General features: G+C 74.6%; 16 protein-coding genes. 10 read left to right on the top strand and 6 right to left on the bottom strand.

Going from position 1 to position 17,333, the window contains the following annotated elements:
* Positions 1 to 30 precede the first annotated feature (30 nt).
* Positions 31 to 489 carry a pyridoxamine 5'-phosphate oxidase family protein gene (locus OH807_RS32135; RefSeq protein WP_406206059.1) on the top strand — a complete coding sequence of 153 codons (459 nt, stop codon included), beginning with the start codon at positions 31 to 33 and terminating at the stop codon, positions 487 to 489.
* Positions 490 to 713: 224 nt separating this feature from the next.
* Here OH807_RS32135 and OH807_RS32130 read toward each other — a convergent pair whose 3' ends face one another.
* Both OH807_RS32130 and OH807_RS32125 read right to left on the bottom strand, forming a co-directional pair.
* Positions 714 to 1,136, bottom strand: coding sequence for a hypothetical protein (locus tag OH807_RS32130; protein ID WP_406206056.1), 423 nt, complete (start codon positions 1,134 to 1,136; stop codon positions 714 to 716).
* Between the two features lie 255 nt (positions 1,137 to 1,391).
* The gene (locus tag OH807_RS32125; RefSeq protein ID WP_406206054.1) at positions 1,392 to 3,431 is read right to left on the bottom strand and encodes an FAD-dependent oxidoreductase; all 2,040 of its coding nucleotides are present in this window, start codon (positions 3,429 to 3,431) and stop codon (positions 1,392 to 1,394) included.
* A gap of 342 nt (positions 3,432 to 3,773) precedes the next feature.
* Here OH807_RS32125 and OH807_RS32120 point away from each other — a divergent pair, with 342 nt between their 5' ends.
* On the top strand, positions 3,774 to 5,144 hold the full coding sequence (locus tag OH807_RS32120; protein WP_406206051.1) for an FAD-dependent monooxygenase: 1,371 nt from the start codon (positions 3,774 to 3,776) through the stop codon (positions 5,142 to 5,144).
* 49 nt (positions 5,145 to 5,193) lie between these two features.
* Here the strand turns inward: OH807_RS32120 and OH807_RS32115 are convergent, their stop codons facing one another.
* On the bottom strand, positions 5,194 to 5,769 hold the full coding sequence (locus OH807_RS32115; protein WP_406206048.1) for a TerD family protein: 576 nt from the start codon (positions 5,767 to 5,769) through the stop codon (positions 5,194 to 5,196).
* A gap of 121 nt (positions 5,770 to 5,890) precedes the next feature.
* On the bottom strand, positions 5,891 to 6,889 hold the full coding sequence (locus OH807_RS32110; RefSeq protein WP_406206045.1) for a LysR family transcriptional regulator: 999 nt from the start codon (positions 6,887 to 6,889) through the stop codon (positions 5,891 to 5,893).
* 103 nt (positions 6,890 to 6,992) lie between these two features.
* Here OH807_RS32110 and OH807_RS32105 point away from each other — a divergent pair, with 103 nt between their 5' ends.
* Both OH807_RS32105 and OH807_RS32100 read left to right on the top strand, forming a co-directional pair.
* Positions 6,993 to 7,769, top strand: a complete 777-nt coding sequence (locus OH807_RS32105; protein ID WP_406206042.1) for an SDR family oxidoreductase — start codon at positions 6,993 to 6,995, stop codon at positions 7,767 to 7,769.
* 123 nt (positions 7,770 to 7,892) lie between these two features.
* Positions 7,893 to 8,198 (top strand): hypothetical protein, encoded by a 306-nt coding sequence (locus OH807_RS32100; protein WP_406206039.1) that lies wholly within the window; start codon positions 7,893 to 7,895, stop codon positions 8,196 to 8,198.
* Positions 8,199 to 8,259: 61 nt separating this feature from the next.
* Here OH807_RS32100 and OH807_RS32095 read toward each other — a convergent pair whose 3' ends face one another.
* The gene (locus tag OH807_RS32095) at positions 8,260 to 9,828 is read right to left on the bottom strand and encodes a glycerol-3-phosphate dehydrogenase/oxidase (protein WP_406206036.1); all 1,569 of its coding nucleotides are present in this window, start codon (positions 9,826 to 9,828) and stop codon (positions 8,260 to 8,262) included.
* A gap of 171 nt (positions 9,829 to 9,999) precedes the next feature.
* Complete coding sequence (locus OH807_RS32090; RefSeq protein ID WP_406206033.1) at positions 10,000 to 10,596, bottom strand: TetR/AcrR family transcriptional regulator; 597 nt, start codon at positions 10,594 to 10,596, stop codon at positions 10,000 to 10,002.
* A gap of 20 nt (positions 10,597 to 10,616) precedes the next feature.
* On the opposite strand from OH807_RS32090, the gene OH807_RS32085 reads away from it, so the two are divergent.
* From OH807_RS32085 to OH807_RS32060, 6 genes are all read left to right on the top strand, one after another.
* Positions 10,617 to 12,239, top strand: coding sequence for an FAD-binding oxidoreductase (locus tag OH807_RS32085; RefSeq protein ID WP_406206030.1), 1,623 nt, complete (start codon positions 10,617 to 10,619; stop codon positions 12,237 to 12,239).
* Positions 12,236 to 13,150 carry a diacylglycerol kinase gene (locus OH807_RS32080; RefSeq protein ID WP_406206027.1) on the top strand — a complete coding sequence of 305 codons (915 nt, stop codon included), beginning with the start codon at positions 12,236 to 12,238 and terminating at the stop codon, positions 13,148 to 13,150. The genes OH807_RS32085 and OH807_RS32080 overlap by 4 nt, the downstream gene beginning before the upstream one ends.
* 165 nt (positions 13,151 to 13,315) lie before the next feature.
* Positions 13,316 to 13,687 carry a hypothetical protein gene (locus tag OH807_RS32075; RefSeq protein WP_406206024.1) on the top strand — a complete coding sequence of 124 codons (372 nt, stop codon included), beginning with the start codon at positions 13,316 to 13,318 and terminating at the stop codon, positions 13,685 to 13,687.
* Between the two features lies 1 nt (position 13,688).
* Positions 13,689 to 15,020 (top strand): tetratricopeptide repeat protein, encoded by a 1,332-nt coding sequence (locus tag OH807_RS32070; RefSeq protein WP_406206021.1) that lies wholly within the window; start codon positions 13,689 to 13,691, stop codon positions 15,018 to 15,020.
* On the top strand, positions 15,013 to 16,533 hold the full coding sequence (locus tag OH807_RS32065; RefSeq protein ID WP_406206018.1) for a Clp protease N-terminal domain-containing protein: 1,521 nt from the start codon (positions 15,013 to 15,015) through the stop codon (positions 16,531 to 16,533). Before OH807_RS32070 ends, OH807_RS32065 begins: the two co-directional genes overlap by 8 nt.
* Positions 16,534 to 16,696: 163 nt before the next feature.
* A complete protein-coding gene (locus OH807_RS32060; RefSeq protein ID WP_406206015.1) occupies positions 16,697 to 17,236 on the top strand; it encodes an RICIN domain-containing protein in 540 nt (179 codons plus the stop codon).
* Positions 17,237 to 17,333 lie beyond the last annotated feature (97 nt).

Here is a 17,333-nt window from a genome sequence, read left to right as displayed (position 1 = left end):
CTTTGCATGCGCCGAGGAGTTGGACCGGTCATGACCCAGCGACCAGGCCCCCGCGCCCTCTCCGACCAGGCCCTGTCCGACCTGCTCGGCGCCCAGCAGTTCGGCACCCTCGCCTCCGTCAAGCGCAGCGGCCACCCCCACCTCACCACCATGCTCTACCGGTGGGACCCTGCCGAGCGGATCGTGCGGTTCTCCACCACCGCCGACCGCGTCAAGGTCGGCCACCTCCGCCGCGACCCCCGCGCCGCCCTCCACGTCCAGGGCCCCGACCCCTTCTCCTTCGCCGTCGCCGAGGGCGAGGCCGACGTCTCCGAACCGACCGCCACCCCTGGCGACGCCGTCGGCCGGGAACTGCTCGCCATGCTCCCCCCGGAGCTCCGCCCCGAGGACCCGCACGCATTCCTCGCCGACCAGGTCACCGAGCGCCGCCTGGTGATCCGCCTCCGCGTCCAACGGCTCTACGGCACCGCCCTGGACATCAGCGGCTGAGCCCGCTGCCGACCGGCGGCGGCCGGCCGAGCCCGACCACCCCGGGCAACGCCGGTCGGATACCGGTGCGGGAGCGGGAAGTCGGCGGGCCCGACTTCCCGCTCCCACACCCGAACTGCCGGGCCGCCGGGCCGCGTCGGTCCGTGGCGTGGGCCAACCGGCTGCCGGCGTAGGCGCGTTCGACGCGTCCCCGGCCGATGCCGGGCCGCGCCCGCCCCGGCGAACTACGCCCTCGCGAACCACCGTTCCGCACTGCCCCGCGGCTGGGCGCCCAGGCCGTCCACCTGCCCCTTGCGCTCCTCCTGCAGGAAGATCTGGCAGTCCTTACCGTCGTCGTAGTTCCGAAGGGTGACGAAGACCCCGGGCCCGGCGTCGTCCACGCTCCCGGCCTTCCACGTCCCCTGGTACTCACCGAGCGGATCGGCCGCCGCCACCGGAGCCTTCAGGCAGAAGTAGCCATCGAGCCGCACCTCGCCGAGCCCCCCGCCCTCCCGCAGCTCGATCACCTCGTCCCGCGCGGCCCAACGGCCCACGTAGTCCCTCACCTCCGGCCCCGGCCTCAGCTTCAGATACGCGGTGCCCCCGACGATCAGCAGGAGACCCACCACCAGGACCACCCCCTCGCGCGACTTCAGAAAGTCCCTCACCGCCATGGCTCCTGAGTCCTCGAACGGCCGGGACCGGACCGGCACTTCTACCGGCTCGGTCCCGCACAGCTGTGCACCGGCGCTCGTCGCTCCGGCAAGAGGTCACCCTGCGGGCGCAGTGGTCACGATAGTTGCAGTCGGCCGGGGTCGGGCGGAGATCCCGAGGCCTCATGCACGGCGCGGCCGCCACGGCCGCAGCGCCGTCGCGCCCGGCGGTGGCTCGGGGCGGCGGCGCTGCGGTGGGAGGGCCAGGAATCAGAGGGTGGCGGCGAGTTCGGTGCCCTGCTTGATGGCGCGCTTGGCGTCGAGCTCGGCCGCGATGTCGGCGCCGCCGATGAGGTGGGGGGTGAGACCGAGGGCGCGCAGGGCGGTGTCGAGGTCGCGGCGCGGCTCCTGGCCGGTGCAGAGGACGACGGTGTCGACGGGGATCAGCTGGCGTTCGCCGTCGATGACGACGTGCAGGCCGGCGTCGTCGACGAGTTCGTAGCTGACGCCCGGGACCATCACGACGCCGCGGTGCTTGAGTTCGGTGCGGTGGATCCAGCCGGTGGTCTTGCCGAGGCCGGCGCCGACCTTGGTGGTCTTGCGCTGGAGCAGGTGGACGCTGCGCGGGGGCTTGGGCGGCTCGGGGCGGGTGAGGCCGCCGCGGCTGCGGTACTCCGGATCGATGCCCCACTTGCGGTGGAAGACGGGCGGGTTGAGGCTGGCGGCGTCGCCCTGGTCGGTGAGGTACTCGGCGACGTCGAAGCCGATGCCGCCGGCGCCGAGGATGGCGACGCGGTCGCCGACGGGTGCGCCGTCGCGCAGCACGTCGAGGTAGCCGAGGACCTTCGGGTGGTCGACGCCGGGCAGGTCGGTGGGGGTGCGCGGGGTGACGCCGGTGGCGAGGACGAGTTCGTCGAAGCCCTCGGCGGCGAGCTGTCCGGCCTCGACCACCGCGCCGAGCCGCAGCTCGACGGCCAGCTCGGCCAGCCGGGTGCGGTAGTAGCGCAGGGTCTCGTCGAACTCCTCCTTGCCGGGGATCCGCCGGGCGATGTTCAGCTGTCCGCCGACGGTGTCGGCGGCGTCGAACAGCGTGACGGCGTGGCCGCGTTCGGCGGCGGAGACGGCGAAGGCGAGGCCGGCCGGGCCGGCGCCGACGACGCCGATCCGCTTGCGCAACCTGGTGGGGGCGAGGACGAGCTCGGTCTCGTGGCAGGCGCGCGGGTTGACCAGGCAGGAGGTGATCTTCCCGCTGAAGGTGTGGTCCAGGCAGGCCTGGTTGCAGCCGATGCAGGTGTTGATGGACGCGGCGCGGTCGTCGCGGGCCTTGGCGACGAAGTCGGGGTCGGCGAGCAGCGGGCGGGCGAGCGAGACCAGGTCGGCGTTGCCCTCGGCGAGCAACTTCTCGGCGATCTCGGGGGTGTTGATGCGGTTGACGGCGACCAGGGGCACGCCGACCGAGCCCATCAGCTTCTTGGTCACCCAGGCGTAGGCGCCGCGCGGCACCGAGGTGGCGATGGTGGGGATGCGCGCCTCGTGCCAGCCGATGCCGGTGTTGATGACGGTGGCACCGGCCGCCTCGACGGCCTGGGCGAGCTGCACGACCTCGCCGAGGGTGGAGCCGCCGGGGACGAGGTCGAGCATGGAGAGGCGGTAGATCAGGATGAAGTCGGTGCCGACCCGCTCGCGGACGCGGCGGACGATCTCGACGGGGAAGCGCATCCGGTTCTCGTACGCGCCGCCCCACTCGTCCTCGCGCCGGTTGGTGGCGGCGGCGATGAACTCGTTGATCAGGTAGCCCTCGGAGCCCATGATCTCGACGCCGTCGTAGCCGGCCCGGTGGGCGAGGGCGGCGCAGCGGACGAAGTCCTCGATGGTCTGCTCGACCTGCTCGGCGGTGAGCTCGTTCGGCACGAAGGGGCTGATCGGGGCCTGGAGGGCGCTCGGGGCGACCAGGCCGGGGTGGTAGGCGTAGCGGCCGAAGTGCAGGATCTGCAGGGCGATCCGGCCGCCGGCGGCGTGGACGGCGTCGGTGACGACGCGGTGCCGGTCGGCCTCCTCCTCCGTGGTGAGCATGGCGCCGCCGTCCCAGGGGCGGCCGGCCTCGTTGGGGGCGATGCCGCCGGTGACGATGAGGCCGACGCCGCCGCGGGCGCGCTCGGCGTAGAAGGCGGCCATCCGCTCGAAGCCGCCGGGCGCCTCCTCCAGGCCGACGTGCATCGAGCCCATGATCACGCGGTTGGGGAGGGTGGTGAAGCCCAGGTCGAGCGGGCTCAGCAGGTGCGGGTAGGGCGGCTGGAGGTCGGTGCTCATCGGGCGTCTCCTGGGCGGGCGGCGGGCGCGATCGGCGGGCGGCGCGTGGTTACTCCACGGTAGGCGAGGGGATCGGGGTTATGCAACCAGTTGCATAAGGGGCCGCGTCACCGGACCGGTTCGGGGTCGGGTCGCACACGGCGGCACCGGGGGCCGGGCGACCCCCGGCCGCGGCGGACCGCCGGGGGAATGCGGGGCCACCGGGGATCGCGAGGCCCCGGGAAGCGCGGGGATCACGGGGATCGCGGGGGCCCGAATGGCACTGACGGTGCATCAGCCCGCGGCGTATGGTCGTTCCCGAACGGGGCCGCCGCAGGAGCGGCCCCGGGAGAGGGGACGATCGTGCGGGGTGGATCGATCGCCGTGGTCGGCGGCAGCATCGCGGGGTGCGCCTTCGCCCGCGCGGCGGCGCGCAACGGCGCGGAGCAGGTCGTGGTGCTCGAACGCAGCCCCGGCCGGCTGGAGGACCGGGGCGTGGGGCTCTGCGTCGTGCTGGACCGGTACGCCGAACTCGTCCGGGCCGGCCACCTCGACGACGGCATCCCGCACCACCCGCTCACCGAGCGGCACTGGCTGACCCGCGAGCCCGGCGGGGCCGGCGGGCCGCGGGGCCGCACCCTCTGGGCCCAGCCGCTGCCCATGCACGCGTTCCACTGGGGCGTGCTCTGGCAGTCACTGCGCGAACGCGCCCCGGCCGGCGTCGAGTTCCGGACGGGCAGCACCGTCACGGCGGTCGACGGGGGCACGGACGGCAGCAAGGACGGGGGCCGGAAGGGCGGCGAGGACAGGGGCGGCCGCAGCGACCGAGCCCGGGTGCGGACCGCGGACGGACAGCAGGCGGAGTACGACCTGGTGGTGGGTGCGGACGGCCACCGCTCGGTGGTCCGCGCCGCTGTCTGCCCCGAGGCGCGCCCCGAGTACGCCGGGTACGTCTGCTGGCGCGGCAGCTTCGACGCCGGGCTCCTGGACGGGCTGCCCGGCGGGGCGGCCCGCTGGCCCGAGCACGAGGTGATCACCGTCTGCTACCCGGGCGGGCAGGTCGTGCTCTACCGCATCCCCGGTCCGACGCCCGGCTCCACCCAGGTCAACTGGGTCTTCTACGCACCCACGCCCGGCTGGCTCCGCCCGGCCGACGGCGGGCCGGACAGCACCCCGACCGGTGGGCCGGACGGCACCGGCCACGTCGCGGCCGATCCCGGCGGCATCCCGGCCGGCTCGCTCGACCCCGCCCGCTTCGGCGAGCTGGCCGCGCTCGCCGAACGGCACCTGCCCCCGTACTGGGCGGGGGTGGTCGGCCTGACGCCGGTCGGGCGGACCTTCCTCCAGCCCATTCAGGACCTGGCCGCCCCACGCCTCGGCGCGGGCCGCCTGCTGCTGGCGGGCGACGCGGCCACGCTCGTCCGCCCGCACAACACCAGCGGTGCGGCCAAGGCGCTCCAGGACGCCTGCGCCTTCGAGGAGGCCTGGAAGGCCTCCGACACGGTGGCCGGCCTGCTCGCGGCGTACGACCGGGAACGCGGCGCGGCCGGCCGTGCACTGGTGGACCTGGGCCGCCGCCTCGGGCGGGCCCAGGTCACCGGGGCGCCGGACTGGTCGGTGATGGACGGGCCGGCGATGACCGCCTGGTGGCGCGAGCAGCTGGCCGGCACGGGAGGGTTCGGCGGCCTGGCCCTCACCCACCCGCCGGCCGCCGAACCCTCCGGTGCCGCCTGACCCTCCCGTGCCGGCGGGGCCGGCAGTCAGCCGACCGGGCAGCCGACCGTCAGACGTTGACGCCGTAGTCGGTGGCGATGCCGCGCAGGCCGGAGGCGTAGCCCTGGCCGATGGCGCGGAACTTCCACTCGGCGCCGTTGCGGTACAGCTCGCCGAAGACCATCGCGGTCTCGGTCGAGGCGTCCTCGGTCAGGTCGTACCGGGCGATCTCCTGGCCGTTGGCCTGGTTGACGACCCGGATGAAGGCGTTGCGGACCTGCCCGAAGCTCTGCAGGCGCGCGTCGGCGTCGTAGATCGACACCGGGAACACCACCTTGGCCACGTCGGCCGGCACGCCGGCGAGGTCGACCTTGATCTGCTCGTCGTCGCCGTCGCCGCCACCGGTGAGGTTGTCACCGCTGTGCTCGACCGAACCGTCGGGGCTGCGAAGGTTGTTGAAGAAGACGAAGTGCTGGTCCGACACCACCTTGCCGAGCGCGTTGCAGAGCAGCGCGCTGGCGTCCAGGTCGTAGTCGGCGCCGGTGGTGGTCCGCACGTCCCAGCCGAGTCCGACGATGACGGCGGTCAGGCCCGGTGCCTCCTTGGTCAGCGAGACGTTGCCACCCTTGGCCAGTGAAACTCCCACGTTGCCCTCCTCGGCTGCTCTCCCTGGAAATGAATCTACAACACTGTAGAGATCACGAGAATCCACCCGGAACGGTTCCCGCCACCTGCCACCCGCCGTCGGCGCCCCCGCACCGGCCCGGCTACGCGGCCGCCAGCAACTCGGCGACGTGCGGCGGCAGCAGGCAGGCCTGCCGGGCCAGCAGCTCGACGAAGGCCGCCGTCAGCGGATCCGGCCTGGTGCGGGTGTACGCGGCCAGCGGGCGCCGGACCGGCGGCTCGGGGCGGCGGATCACCCCGTCGAAGCCCGGCGGGACGAGGTTGGCGGGCACCAGCGCGGGCCCCAGCCCCGCGGCGGCCAGCAGCGGCGCCGCCGCCGTCTGCTCGGTCCGCACCGCCGCCCGCGGCCGGAACCCGGCCTCGGCGCAGACGCCGTCCAGGAGGTCGGCCAGGCCGTTGCCGGGCGCGTAGTGCACCCAGTCGTGCCCCGCCAGCTCGGCCAGGGCCACCGGCCGCCCGGCCAGCAGTTCGCCGTCCGCCGGCAGTTCGCCGTCCGCCGGCAGTTCGCCGTCCGCCGGCAGTTCGCCGTCCGCCGGCAGTTCGCCGTCCGCGGGCAGGGCGAGGTCCGCGGGCAGGGCGAGGACGAACTCCTCCACCCCGAGCTCCCGGATCGGCCCGTCCCAGTCCGGCGGCGGAGTGCCGATGGCGACGTCCGCCTGGCCCGCCACCGTCGCGGCCCGCAGCTCGTCGTTGTGGGCGTACTCCCGCAGGCGGATCCGCACCTGCGGGTGGAGCGCGCGCCAGGCCCGGAGCACCGGCGGCAGGACGCCCAGGCTGATCGAGTAGACGGTGGCCACCTCCAGTTCGCCGCCCGCCAGCCCGGCCGCGGAGCGGGCGGCGGCGCGCAGCCGCTCGGCGTCGGCAAGCGCGGCCCGGGCGTGCGGGAGGACGGCCCGCCCCATCGGGGTGAGTCGCACGGCGCGCGGCAGCCGCTCCAGCAGGGCGCCGCCGACGGCCTTCTCCAGTGCGCGCACCTGGTGCGAGAGCGCGGGCTGGGTCACGTGCAGGAGCTCGGCGGCGCGGGTGAAGGAGCCGGTGTCGACGACGGCGACCAGGTATTCGAGCTGTCGGAGCGTAGGCATGCAGAGAGTTTATGGGTCAGGGAGAAAACAAGCCTTGGACGCATCCTTGCTGGTCGTCGGAGGGTGGTGTCAACACCGCCCCTTCGCCTCCCCGGAGCGCTTCATGACCGCCACGCCCCCCGCCACCGCTACCGCCCTCGACACCACCGCCGACACCTCGCTCGCCGGACGGCGCGTCGTCGTGGTGGGCGCCGGCTCGAACACCGGCCGCGCGCTGGCCCGCGCCGCCTCCGCCGCCGGCGCCGAACTCGTCCTGGCCGGCCCCGACCCGCGCAAGCTCGAATGGACGGCCGGCGAGCTCGCCGGCCCGGTCCGGGTCGTCCCCGTCGACCTCGCCGACGAGGCCTCCGTCGCCGCCCTCGCCGCCACGACCGGCCGCTTCGACCACCTCGTGTCGACCGCTGCCATGCCCGCCAACGGCCCGCTCGCCGATCTCGAACTCGCCGACGTCCACCGCGCGTTCGCCGCCAAGGTGTACGGCCCGCTGCTGCTCGCCAAGCACCTGGCCGGCCAGGCCGTCACCGACGGCCCGGACGGCGCCTCGTTCACCTTCTTCTCCGGCGTCGCCGCCTGGCGCCCCGCCCCCGCCCGCACCGTGATGGCCACCACCAACGGTGCGCTCGCCTTCCTGGTGCAGGCGCTCGCCGTCGAGATCGCCCCGGTCCGGGTGAACGCCGTCTCGCCCGGCATCGTCGACAGCGGCGCCTGGGACGGCATGGGCGCCGACAAGGCCCCGTTCCTGCGCAGCGTCGCCGAACGCAACCCGGCCCGCCGCGTCGGCACCACGGAGGACCTCGTCCGCGCCGTCCGCTTCGCGATGGCCAGCCCGTTCGTCACCGGTACCGTCCTGCACGTGGACGGCGGCGGCCGCCTGGCGTGAGGCGCGCGGGCGAAGCGACAGGAGCCGGGCGGGCGCGGGCGAACCGACGGAGGCCGGGCGGGCGCGGCCGGGCGGGGGCTGGGACACTGACCGTGCGGGCGAACTCCCCGCACGGGAGGTCCCATGCGCCAGCGGCACAGCTTCCACCTCGACCAGGGCGACCACTCCGTCACGGTGAACGTCCGCTCGGGCTGGATCACCGAGACCGAGGTGCTCGTGGACGGCCGGGAGTGCGCCTTCCACCGCGTCCGCGGACACGGCGCCTACCCGCTCACGCTGGCCGCCGAACTGGCCACGGACCTCGCCGCGGAACCGCCCGTGCCGCTCTCCGTCCGGCTGGAGCGCACGGGCGCGCCGGAGCACCCGCTCGCCTGCACCCTGGAGCTGGCCGGCGCCGTCCGCCCGATGCCGGAGCGCGTCACCCGCTGAGCGGGGGCCGGGGGCGTTCCCGGGCCGGCCCGGCAGCCCCGCCCGGCACGCCCCGCCCGGCTCAGGCCCGTTCGCAGCCCGCCAGCGCCTCCCCGACGATCTCCTCGACGGCGGCCCGGGCCCGTTCGGCGTCCTCCGCCACCAGGCCGATCCTGGTCCGGCGGTGGAGCACGTCGTCGGCGTCCAGGGCGCCTTCGTGCGTGACGGCGTAGGCGATCTCGGCGCGGGTGACGTCGATGCCCTGCGCGACCGGCCGGGCCTCCCCCGCGGCCAGCACCTCGCGGGCCGCACCACCGTGCCGGGCCAGCAGCGAGGCGGGCACCTCGCCGGCGGCCACCGGGCGGCTGTCGCCGTGGGCGGGGGCGCCGACCAGCGGCAGGCGGGCCGTCCAGCAGCCGCGGGCCGACAGGCCGCGCAGCCGGACGGCGGTGTCCACCGCGTCCTCGGCCATCCGCCGGTACGTGGTGAGCTTGCCGCCGACCACGGTGATCACCCCGGACGGGGACTCCAGCACGGCGTGCTGCCGGGAGAGGTCGGCGGTGGCACCGTCGCCGGTGTCGATCAGCGGCCGCAGTCCGGCGTACGCGCCGCGGACGTCCGCCCTGGTCAGCGCCGTCTCCAGGGCGGCGTTGACGGTGTCGAGGAGGAATCCGATCTCCGTGTCGGTGGGCTGCGGCTCGTCCGGGATCGGGCCGGGTGCGTCCTCGTCGGTGAGGCCGATCGCGACCCGGCCGAGCTGCTGCGGCAGCGCGAAGACGAACCGGCTGGTGGAGCCGGGCACGGGCACGGTGAGCGCGGCCGCCGGGTGGCCGAGGGCCGCGGCGTCCACCACCAGGTGGGTGCCGCGGCTGGGCCGCAGCCGGATCGATGCGTCGACCTCGCCCGCCCAGACGCCGGTGGCGTTGACCACGGCGCGGGCGCCGAGAGTGAGGGACTGCCCGGTGCGGGTGTCGGTCAGCCGGGCCGAGCCGCCGGTGACCTGCTCCGCCCGCACGCCGGTCAGCACGGTCGCACCGTACTGCGCGGCCGTCCGGGCCAGCGCGACCACCAGCCGGGCGTCGTCGACGAGTTGGCCGTCGTGCGCGACGAGTGCACCGGCCAGGCCCGCCGTGCGGACGCCGGGCACCAGCTGACGGGCGCGGGCGGCGTCGACGCGGCGCATCCGGGGCAGCACCGCGGCCGGGGTGCCGGCGCTCAGCCGCAGCGCGTCACCGGCGACGAACCCGGCCCGGACCAGCGAGGCCTGCCCGCGGCGCAGCAACCCCGGGAGAAGCGGGACGAGTTGGGGCAGCGGGCGGACGAGGTGCGGAGCGGTGCGGGTCATCAGCACGCCGCGCTCGACGGCGCTCTCCCGGGCCACGCCGACCCGCCCGGAGGCGAGGTAGCGCAGACCGCCGTGGACCAGCTTGGAGCTCCACCGGCTCGTCCCGAAGGCAAGGTCGCGGGCCTCCACCAGCACGGTGCGCAGCCCGCGCGAGGCCGCGTCCAGGGCGACCCCGGCGCCGGTCACCCCGCCGCCGATCACCAGCAGGTCGACGCTCGGGGCACCGGCGAGCGCGTCGAGCTCCCATGCGCGCCGCCCGGCGTCGAGTCGGGTGGTTCCGGCGAAGGGCCCGGCGGTGCTGTTCATGGCGCGAGGTGTCCGTTCGTCAGGGCGTGGCGGCGGCCGAGGGCTCCGGCCGCCACGGCGCGGGGTACCGGTTTCCGTGGGCGAGGTGTCCGTTCACGGTGCGAGGCCGTCCGTTCACGGCGCGGGGCATCCGTTCACAGTGCGAGGCCGTTCACGGCGCAGGCCGTCCGTTCACGGTGCGAGGTATCCGTTCAGGGCCCGGGCCAGTTCGCGCCGCCAGGCAGCCTCGGGGAGCAGCGCGGCGACCATGCGGGACGACTGCACGGTGGACTGGGCGATCAGCAGCACCATCGCGGCCAGTTCGGCCGGTGCTCCCGCCCGTACCGAGCCGTGCTCCTGTCCCTGCTCGATGCCGGCCTCCAGGGCCTCCAGCAGGCCGCGCTGGCTGGTGCCGAGCCGTTCGACGACGTACTCGAAGAGCGTGTCGGAGTCGGCCGAGCGCAGCAGCGCGCCGAGCACCGGGTGGTCGCGCAGCCTGACGGCGACCTCGACCACGCCCTCGACGAAGGCCTCCCGGTCCCCGCCGGTGAGCGTGACCGTCTCCTGGGTGGCGCGGATCTCGCGGGTGAGCAGCGCCCCGATCACCGCCCGGACGTCCGGCCAGCGCCGGTAGACGGTCGGGCGGCTGACCCCGGCGCGGCGGGCGATCTCGGCCAACTGGGTCCGGCGCACGCCGAGATGGACGATCAGCTCGGCGGCGGCGTCGAGGATCGCGTCGTCGGTGCTGCGGGGCTCCGGCACGTCGTCATGGACGTTACTACTTGACATGATGTGTGAAACTGTAACGCATGGCACCTGAGAAGCAAGCGGGACCGGCCGGCGCCGCGTTGCCGCTCCCCCCGATGAAGTGGGACGCCTGGGGCGACCCGGACCTCGCCAAGGAGCTGTCCGCCGACATCAAGGCCCTGCTCGCCGCCGCCCTCGGCGTCACCGGCGACGCGGCCCCCGGCCCGGCCGCCGACGAGGTCGTCCTGCGGCCCTCGGCCCTGACCGAGGCGGACCTCGACGCCCTCGCCGCGATCGTCGGCGAGGCCCACCTGAGCGCGGCCGATGCCGACCGCCTCCCCCGGGCCGGCGGCAAGTCCACCCCCGACCTGCTGCGCCGCCGCAGCCGCGAGCCGCAGGACGCGCCCGACGCCGTCGTGCTGCCCGGCAGCGAGGACGAGATCGCCGCCCTGCTCGCGCTCTGCGCCGAACGCCGGATCGCTGTCGTCCCGTTCGGCGGCGGCACCAGCGTGGTGGGCGGTCTGGACCCGGAGCGCGGCGCGTTCGCCGCCGTCGTCTCGCTCGACCTGCGCCGCTTCGACCGGCTGCTCGACGTCGACGCCGTCTCCGGCGAGGCCGTCCTCGGCGCCGGGCTGACCGGCCCCGCGGCGGAGGAGCTGCTCGCCGAGCACGGCCTCGAACTCGGGCACTACCCGCAGAGCTTCCGCTTCGCCACCATCGGCGGCTTCGCGGCCACCCGCTCCTCCGGCCAGGACTCGGCCGGCCACGGGCGGTTCGACGAGATGGTGCGCGGCCTGCGCGTCGTCACCCCCGCCGGTGTCCTCGACCTCGGCCGCGCCCCCGCCTCCGCCGCCGGCCCCGACCTGCGCGAGCTGTTCCTCGGCTCGGAGGGCACGCTCGGCGTGATCACCGCCGTCCGCGTGCGCGTCCACCCGGTGCCCGCCGTGAAGGCGTACGAGGCCTGGTCCTTCCCCGACTTCGCCACCGGCGCGGCCGCCCTGCGCACGGTCGAGCAGCAGGAGACCGGTCCGACCGTGATCCGGCTCTCCGACGAGGCCGAGACCATGGTCAACCTGGCCATGACGGAGAAGATCGGCGGCGAGCCCGCCGTCACCGGCTGCCTCGGCGTCACCGTCTTCGAGGGCACCGCCGACCAGGTCGCCGACCGGCACCGGTCGACCCGCGCCGCCCTGCTCGCGGCCGGGGCCACCTCGCTCGGCGAGGCACCCGCCCGGGCCTGGGAGCACGGCCGGTTCAACGCGCCGTACCTGCGCGACTCGCTGCTCGCCGCCGGCGCGCTCTGCGAGACCCTGGAGACGGCCACGGACTGGCGACGCCTCGCCGACCTGCGCCTCGCCGTCACCACCGCGCTCACCACGGCCCTGCCCGGGGCGCTCGTGCTCTGCCACATCTCGCACGTCTACCCGACCGGCGCCTCGCTCTACTTCACCGTGGTCGCCGCCCTCGGCGAGGACCCGCTGCCCCGCTGGGGCGCCGCCAAGCGCGCCGCCTGCGACGCGATCGTGGCGACCGGCGGCACCATCACCCACCACCACGCCGTCGGCGCCGACCACCGCCCGTGGATGACCGACGAGATCGGCGACCTCGGCGTCCGCATCCTGCGCGCGGTCAAGGCCGAACTCGACCCGGCGGGCATCCTCAACCCCGGCAAGCTGATCCCGTGAGCGAGCGGAGAACCATCGCCCGGGTCGTTCTCCTCACCAACCCGGCCGCGGCCGCCGGCCACGCCGAACCGGCGGCCCGCCGCGCCGCCGACCGGCTGCGCGCGCTCGGCGTCGAGGTCGACGAACAGGCCGGATCCTCGGCGCAGGAGTCGCTCGGCCTGGCCCGCACGGCCGTCTCCGCCGGCTCCTGCGACGCGCTCGTGGTGGTCGGCGGGGACGGCATGATCAACCTCGGCCTGCAGGCGGCGGCCGGCACCGGCGTCCCCCTGGGCGTCGTTCCGGCCGGCACCGGCAACGACCACGCCCGCGCCTACGGGCTGCCGCGCGACACCCCCGAGGCCGCGGCCGAGGTCGTCGCCGCCGGGCACACCCGCGCGGTCGACCTCGGGCGGGTCACGTCGGCCGACGGGACGGAGCGGTGGTTCGGCTCCGTCCTCGCCAGCGGCTTCGACTCGCTGGTCAGCGACCGCACCAACCGGCTCCGCTGGCCCCGCGGCCGGATGCGCTACAACCTCGCCATCCTGGTCGAGTTCGCCAACCTCCGCCCGCTGCCGTTCCGGATCACCCTCGCCGACGGGACGGTGATCGAACGCGACCTCACGCTCGCCGCCGTCGGCAACACCAGCAGCTACGGCGGCGGCATGCTCATCTGCCCCGCCGCCGACCCCGCCGACGGCCTGCTCGACGTCACCCTCGTCGACGCCATGCCCCGGCTGCGGATCGCCCGCTTCTTCCCCACCCTGTTCAAGGGGACGCACGTGGCGCGCTCCGAGGTCACGACGTACCGCACGGCGGGCCTGCGGATCGAGTCGGCGGGCATCACCGCGTACGCGGACGGCGAGTTCATGGCCGCCCTGCCGATCGACGTCTCGGTGGCCCCGCAGGCCCTCCAACTGCTCGCCCCGGCCTGACCGACCACCCGGGCGGGGCGGCGTACGCGGCGGCCCCGCCCGGAGGGGTGGATCGATGATCGGATCAAGTGCAGCCAGTTTCCCGCGTCGTGATGCACCAACAGCTCCAGCCTCAGTAGACTCCGGCCTCGACTTCGTACATCCGCAGGCCATTTGGGGGGCGCTGTGAACGTGCAGATTTCGGTCACGGGGGAACGGACCGCCACGGAGGCCGAATCCCTCGCCGACTGGCTCCGGGGGGAACCGGGCCTGACCGGCGTCACCCTGACCGGCGCCGCGCCCGCCCGCGGCGAACTCGGCTCCGTCCTCGATCTCGTGACCGTCGCGGTCGGCGCCGGCGGCGCCGTCTCCGTGCTCGCCGCCTCGCTGCGCACCTGGTTCGCCCAGCCCAAGCGCAGCGACATCCGCCTGAAGGTCCGCCGGCCCGACGGCGAGACGGTCGAGCTCGACGCCAAGCGCGTCCGCGGCAAGGACCTCAAGGAGCTGGAGGCCGTCCTGCGCCAGGTCCTCGACCGTGACGAGGCCGGACAGGAGTAACGTGCGCCTCCCGGATCCCCAACGGTCCCGGATCGTCCTGATCGGCGCGGGCAGCTACGCCGACCCGCAACTGCCCGACCTCGACGCCGTCCGGCGGACGATCACCGACCTCGCCGCCCAGTTCACCGACCCGGCGCACGGCCTCGTCCCCGACCACCACTGCACCGTCCTGCTCGACGACGGCGACATCCGCACCGTCGGCCGCCGGCTGCGCGCCGCCACGCAGGAGGCCGAGGACCTCCTGCTCGTCTACTACGCCGGGCACGGCCTCGTCGCCGGGCGTCGCCACGACCTCTACCTCGCCCTGCCCGACAGCGAGTTCGAGGCACCGGAGTTCGGCTCGCTGGAGTACGACAAGCTGCGCAGCGCCGTCCTCGACAGCCCCGCCGCCGCCAAGCTCATCGTCCTCGACTGCTGCTTCTCCGGCCGCGTGGTCACCGACTCGATGGCGGGCGGCGGGGACGGCGACCAGCTCAACCGCCTTGGAGTGGAGGGGACGTACGTCCTCACCTCCGCCCAGCGCGACCAAGTCGCCCTCTCCCTCCCCGGGGAGGCCCACACCGCCTTCTCCGGGCGGCTGATCCGCCTGCTCCGCGAAGGCGTGGTCGGCGGCCCCGAACTCCTCACCGTCGACGACCTGTACCGCCGGCTCACCGCCACCATGACCGCCGAGGGCCTGCCCGTCCCTCTCAACCGCGCCACTCGGACGGCCAGCCTGATCGCCCTCGGCACCAACCGCGCCTACGCGGCGGCAGCCGGCCCGGAACTGCGCAAGCGCGTGATCGTCGCCGTCGGGCAGGGCAGGTCCGGTGACTGGCACGGCGCTTCGGACCAACTGCGGAGCATCCTCGACGAGCAGACCCGCATCCTCGGCGCCGAACACGAGGACACCCTGCGCAGCCGGCAGTGGCTCGCGCACAGCCTCGGCGGCGCCGGCGACCCGGCCGAGGCCGCCCGGCTGCTGCGACTGCTCCTCCCCGACCAGCTGCGCCTGCTCGGCCCCGACCACAAGGACACCCTGCGCACCCGCCAGTTCCTCGCCGTCAACCTCGGCGAGGCGGGCCACCGGGACGAGGCGGTCGCCATGCTGCGCATCCTGCTCGCCGACCGCAGCCGCGTCCTGGGCCCCGAGGACACCCACACCATGCGCACCCGCCACCTGCTCGCCCGCAACCTGACCCTGACCGGGGCGGTGGACGAAGCGGAGGCACTGCTGCGGCAGTTGGTGACGGAGCGGGAACGACTCCTCGGTGTCGACCACGAGCACACCGCACGGACGCGGGCGGACCTGGCAGAGATCGACCGGAACAGCGCGGGGGAAAGCCGTGTTTGAGAGGTTCACCGAAGGCGCTCGGCAGGTTGTCGTCCTGGCTCAGGAGGAAGCCCGGAGGCTCAACCACAACTACCTCGGCACCGAACACCTCCTCCTGGGCATGCTCCACGAGGGTGCAGGCGTAGCCGCCGAAGCTCTGGGGAGCAGCGGGATTTCCCTCCAGGCCGTTCGTGAGAAGGTCGAGGAGATCATCGGACTGGGCCAGGAGGCCCCGGCCGCATTATTGCCCTTCACCCCACGGGCGAAGAAGGTCCTGGAGCTGTCGCTCCGCGAGATGACGCAGGCCGGCCGCAGCCACATCGGCACCGAACACCTCCTGCTCGGCCTGATCCGCGAGGGCGAGGGCGTCGCCGCCCAGGTCCTGCTCAGACTCGGTGCCGACTTCAAGCGGGTGCACGGGGAAGTGATGCAGATCCTCGCGCGCCCCGTCACCGAGCCCTCCCCTCCACCGCCCTCCCGGACTCCGCTCCTGGACCGCCTCGGTCGCGACCTCACCCACGACGCCGCCGCCCAGCAACTCTTCCCCGTCGTCGGGCGGACAGCAGAGATCGAGCAGATCGCCCTGACCCTTTCCCGGCGGAGGCGGAACGTCCCGCTGCTGGTCGGCGATCCCGGGGTGGGAAAGGCCAGCGTGATTGCCGGGTTGGCCCACGCCGTCGCCGCCGGCACGGCGCCGGTCGTCGTCGCCGGCCGTCCGGTGCACTCGCTCGACGTCGGCGCGCTGTTCACCGACCCCCAGTACCACGGCCGCTTCGCGGAGGTGATCACCGGCCTGCTCACCGAACTCCGGCACACCACCGGCATCGTCCTCTTCCTCGACAACGCCCTGACCCTCCTGCACACCCCCGACGGCCGGGCCGAGGCGCTGGCCTTCTTCCGGCCCGTGCTCGGCACCCCGGGTGTCTCCGTCATCGCGGCCTGCACCACCTCGGAGTACCGTCGCCGGGAGCCGGCCCCGGGGCTCGACGACCACCTCCAAGTTCTGGAGATCGGCGAGCTGTCAGCCGACGAGGTACAGGAAGTCCTCGCCCGAACACGCCCCCGCCTGGAGAGTCACCACGGCGTGGCGATCACCGACGAGGCGCTCCGGGCCGCCGCCGAGCTGGCCCGGGAGCACCTGACCGGCCAGACCCTGCCCGGGTCGGCCATCGACCTGCTCGACCAGGCCGGCGCGGTGGCGGGAGCCCGCCCGGTCGTCCGCCAGACGGACCCGTTCGCCCAGGAGTACATGCAGCAGCTCGCCGAGCGCCGGCGCTACCTCGACTCGGCCACGGCCTCCCAGGACCTCGTGCTGGCACGCCACTACGCGGACGAGATCCAGCAGCTTGTCACCGCCCTGGCCGAACACCGCCGCCGATCCACGCCGGACAGCCGGCAGGTGACCGCCGCCGAGGTGGCGGAGGCCCTCAGCGCGTACGCCGGTCTGCCCAGCACCCTGGCGCCCCCCAGCCCTCCTCGCCCCCGACAGCCCCAACCCGGCCCGCACGACCCCTCGGTCTGGTCGATGAGCTGATCCCCCGGACGCACTTCCTCAAGAACGGGTAATGAGGGGAAAACCGCCGTGACCTCGGGGAATCCGATCCACTAGGGTGACCGCTCGGGCAGCCGGGGCCGATCGTGGCCGCCGTCGACACGCCCTCCCAGCTCACTCATCTTCCTGACGGGGAACCACCACTTTGGCTCTCAAGACCCGCATAGCCGCCGCCCTCCTCGGCGCCGGCCTCGCCCTCACCGTCGGCGTGCCCGGTGCCGGCGCCGACGCCTACCACCCGGCCGGTATGCCGAACGTCATCACCCTCGGCAGCACCACCGGCCCGCACTGCCTGGAGGTCGCCGGCTGGAGCGCCGACAACGGTGCGGCCACCCAGATGTGGTCCTGCCACGGCGGCGCCAACCAGAACTGGAGCCTGGTGGGCGGCTCGCTCGTCAATGCGAGCAGCGGCAAGTGCCTGGAGATCGGCGGCTGGAGCACCGACAACGGCGCACTCTCCCAGCAGTGGGACTGCAACGGCGGCGCCAACCAGAAGTGGATCTGGACGTACATCCCGGGCTCCGGCTACACCCTGCGCAACGCCGCGAGCGGCAAGTGCCTGGACCTCCCCGGCTCGCAGAACACCAACGGCGTCCGCGTCCAGCAGTGGGACTGCTGGAACGGCAACAACCAGATCTGGGCCGGCTTCGCGGCTGGTCAGGGCTGGCCCCCGGTCGACTACTGATGCCGCCCGGGGCAACTCCTGCCCCGCGGTGACGTGACGCGCCGTCCGGGCGATGCCCCGGACGGCGCCGTCGCCTCAGGGCCCGCCGGGCCGCTCA

The sequence above is a fragment of the Kitasatospora sp. NBC_01560 genome (assembly GCF_045208415.1).
Classification (GTDB): Bacteria; Actinomycetota; Actinomycetes; order Streptomycetales; family Streptomycetaceae; genus Kitasatospora.
This window is presented reverse-complemented; position numbering and strand designations above follow the sequence as displayed.

Bases quoted from the DNA above. Each gene is read 5' to 3' on its own strand.
- OH807_RS32135 (WP_406206059.1), top strand. From the start codon at position 31: ATGACCCAGCGACCAGGCCCCCGCGCCCTCTCCGACCAGGCCCTGTCC.
- OH807_RS32125 (WP_406206054.1), bottom strand. From the start codon at position 3,431: ATGAGCACCGACCTCCAGCCGCCCTACCCGCACCTGCTGAGCCCGCTC.
- OH807_RS32110 (WP_406206045.1), bottom strand. From the start codon at position 6,889: ATGCCTACGCTCCGACAGCTCGAATACCTGGTCGCCGTCGTCGACACC.
- OH807_RS32105 (WP_406206042.1), top strand. From the start codon at position 6,993: ATGACCGCCACGCCCCCCGCCACCGCTACCGCCCTCGACACCACCGCC.
- OH807_RS32100 (WP_406206039.1), top strand. From the start codon at position 7,893: ATGCGCCAGCGGCACAGCTTCCACCTCGACCAGGGCGACCACTCCGTC.
- OH807_RS32095 (WP_406206036.1), bottom strand. From the start codon at position 9,828: ATGAACAGCACCGCCGGGCCCTTCGCCGGAACCACCCGACTCGACGCC.
- OH807_RS32090 (WP_406206033.1), bottom strand. From the start codon at position 10,596: ATGTCAAGTAGTAACGTCCATGACGACGTGCCGGAGCCCCGCAGCACC.
- OH807_RS32085 (WP_406206030.1), top strand. From the start codon at position 10,617: ATGGCACCTGAGAAGCAAGCGGGACCGGCCGGCGCCGCGTTGCCGCTC.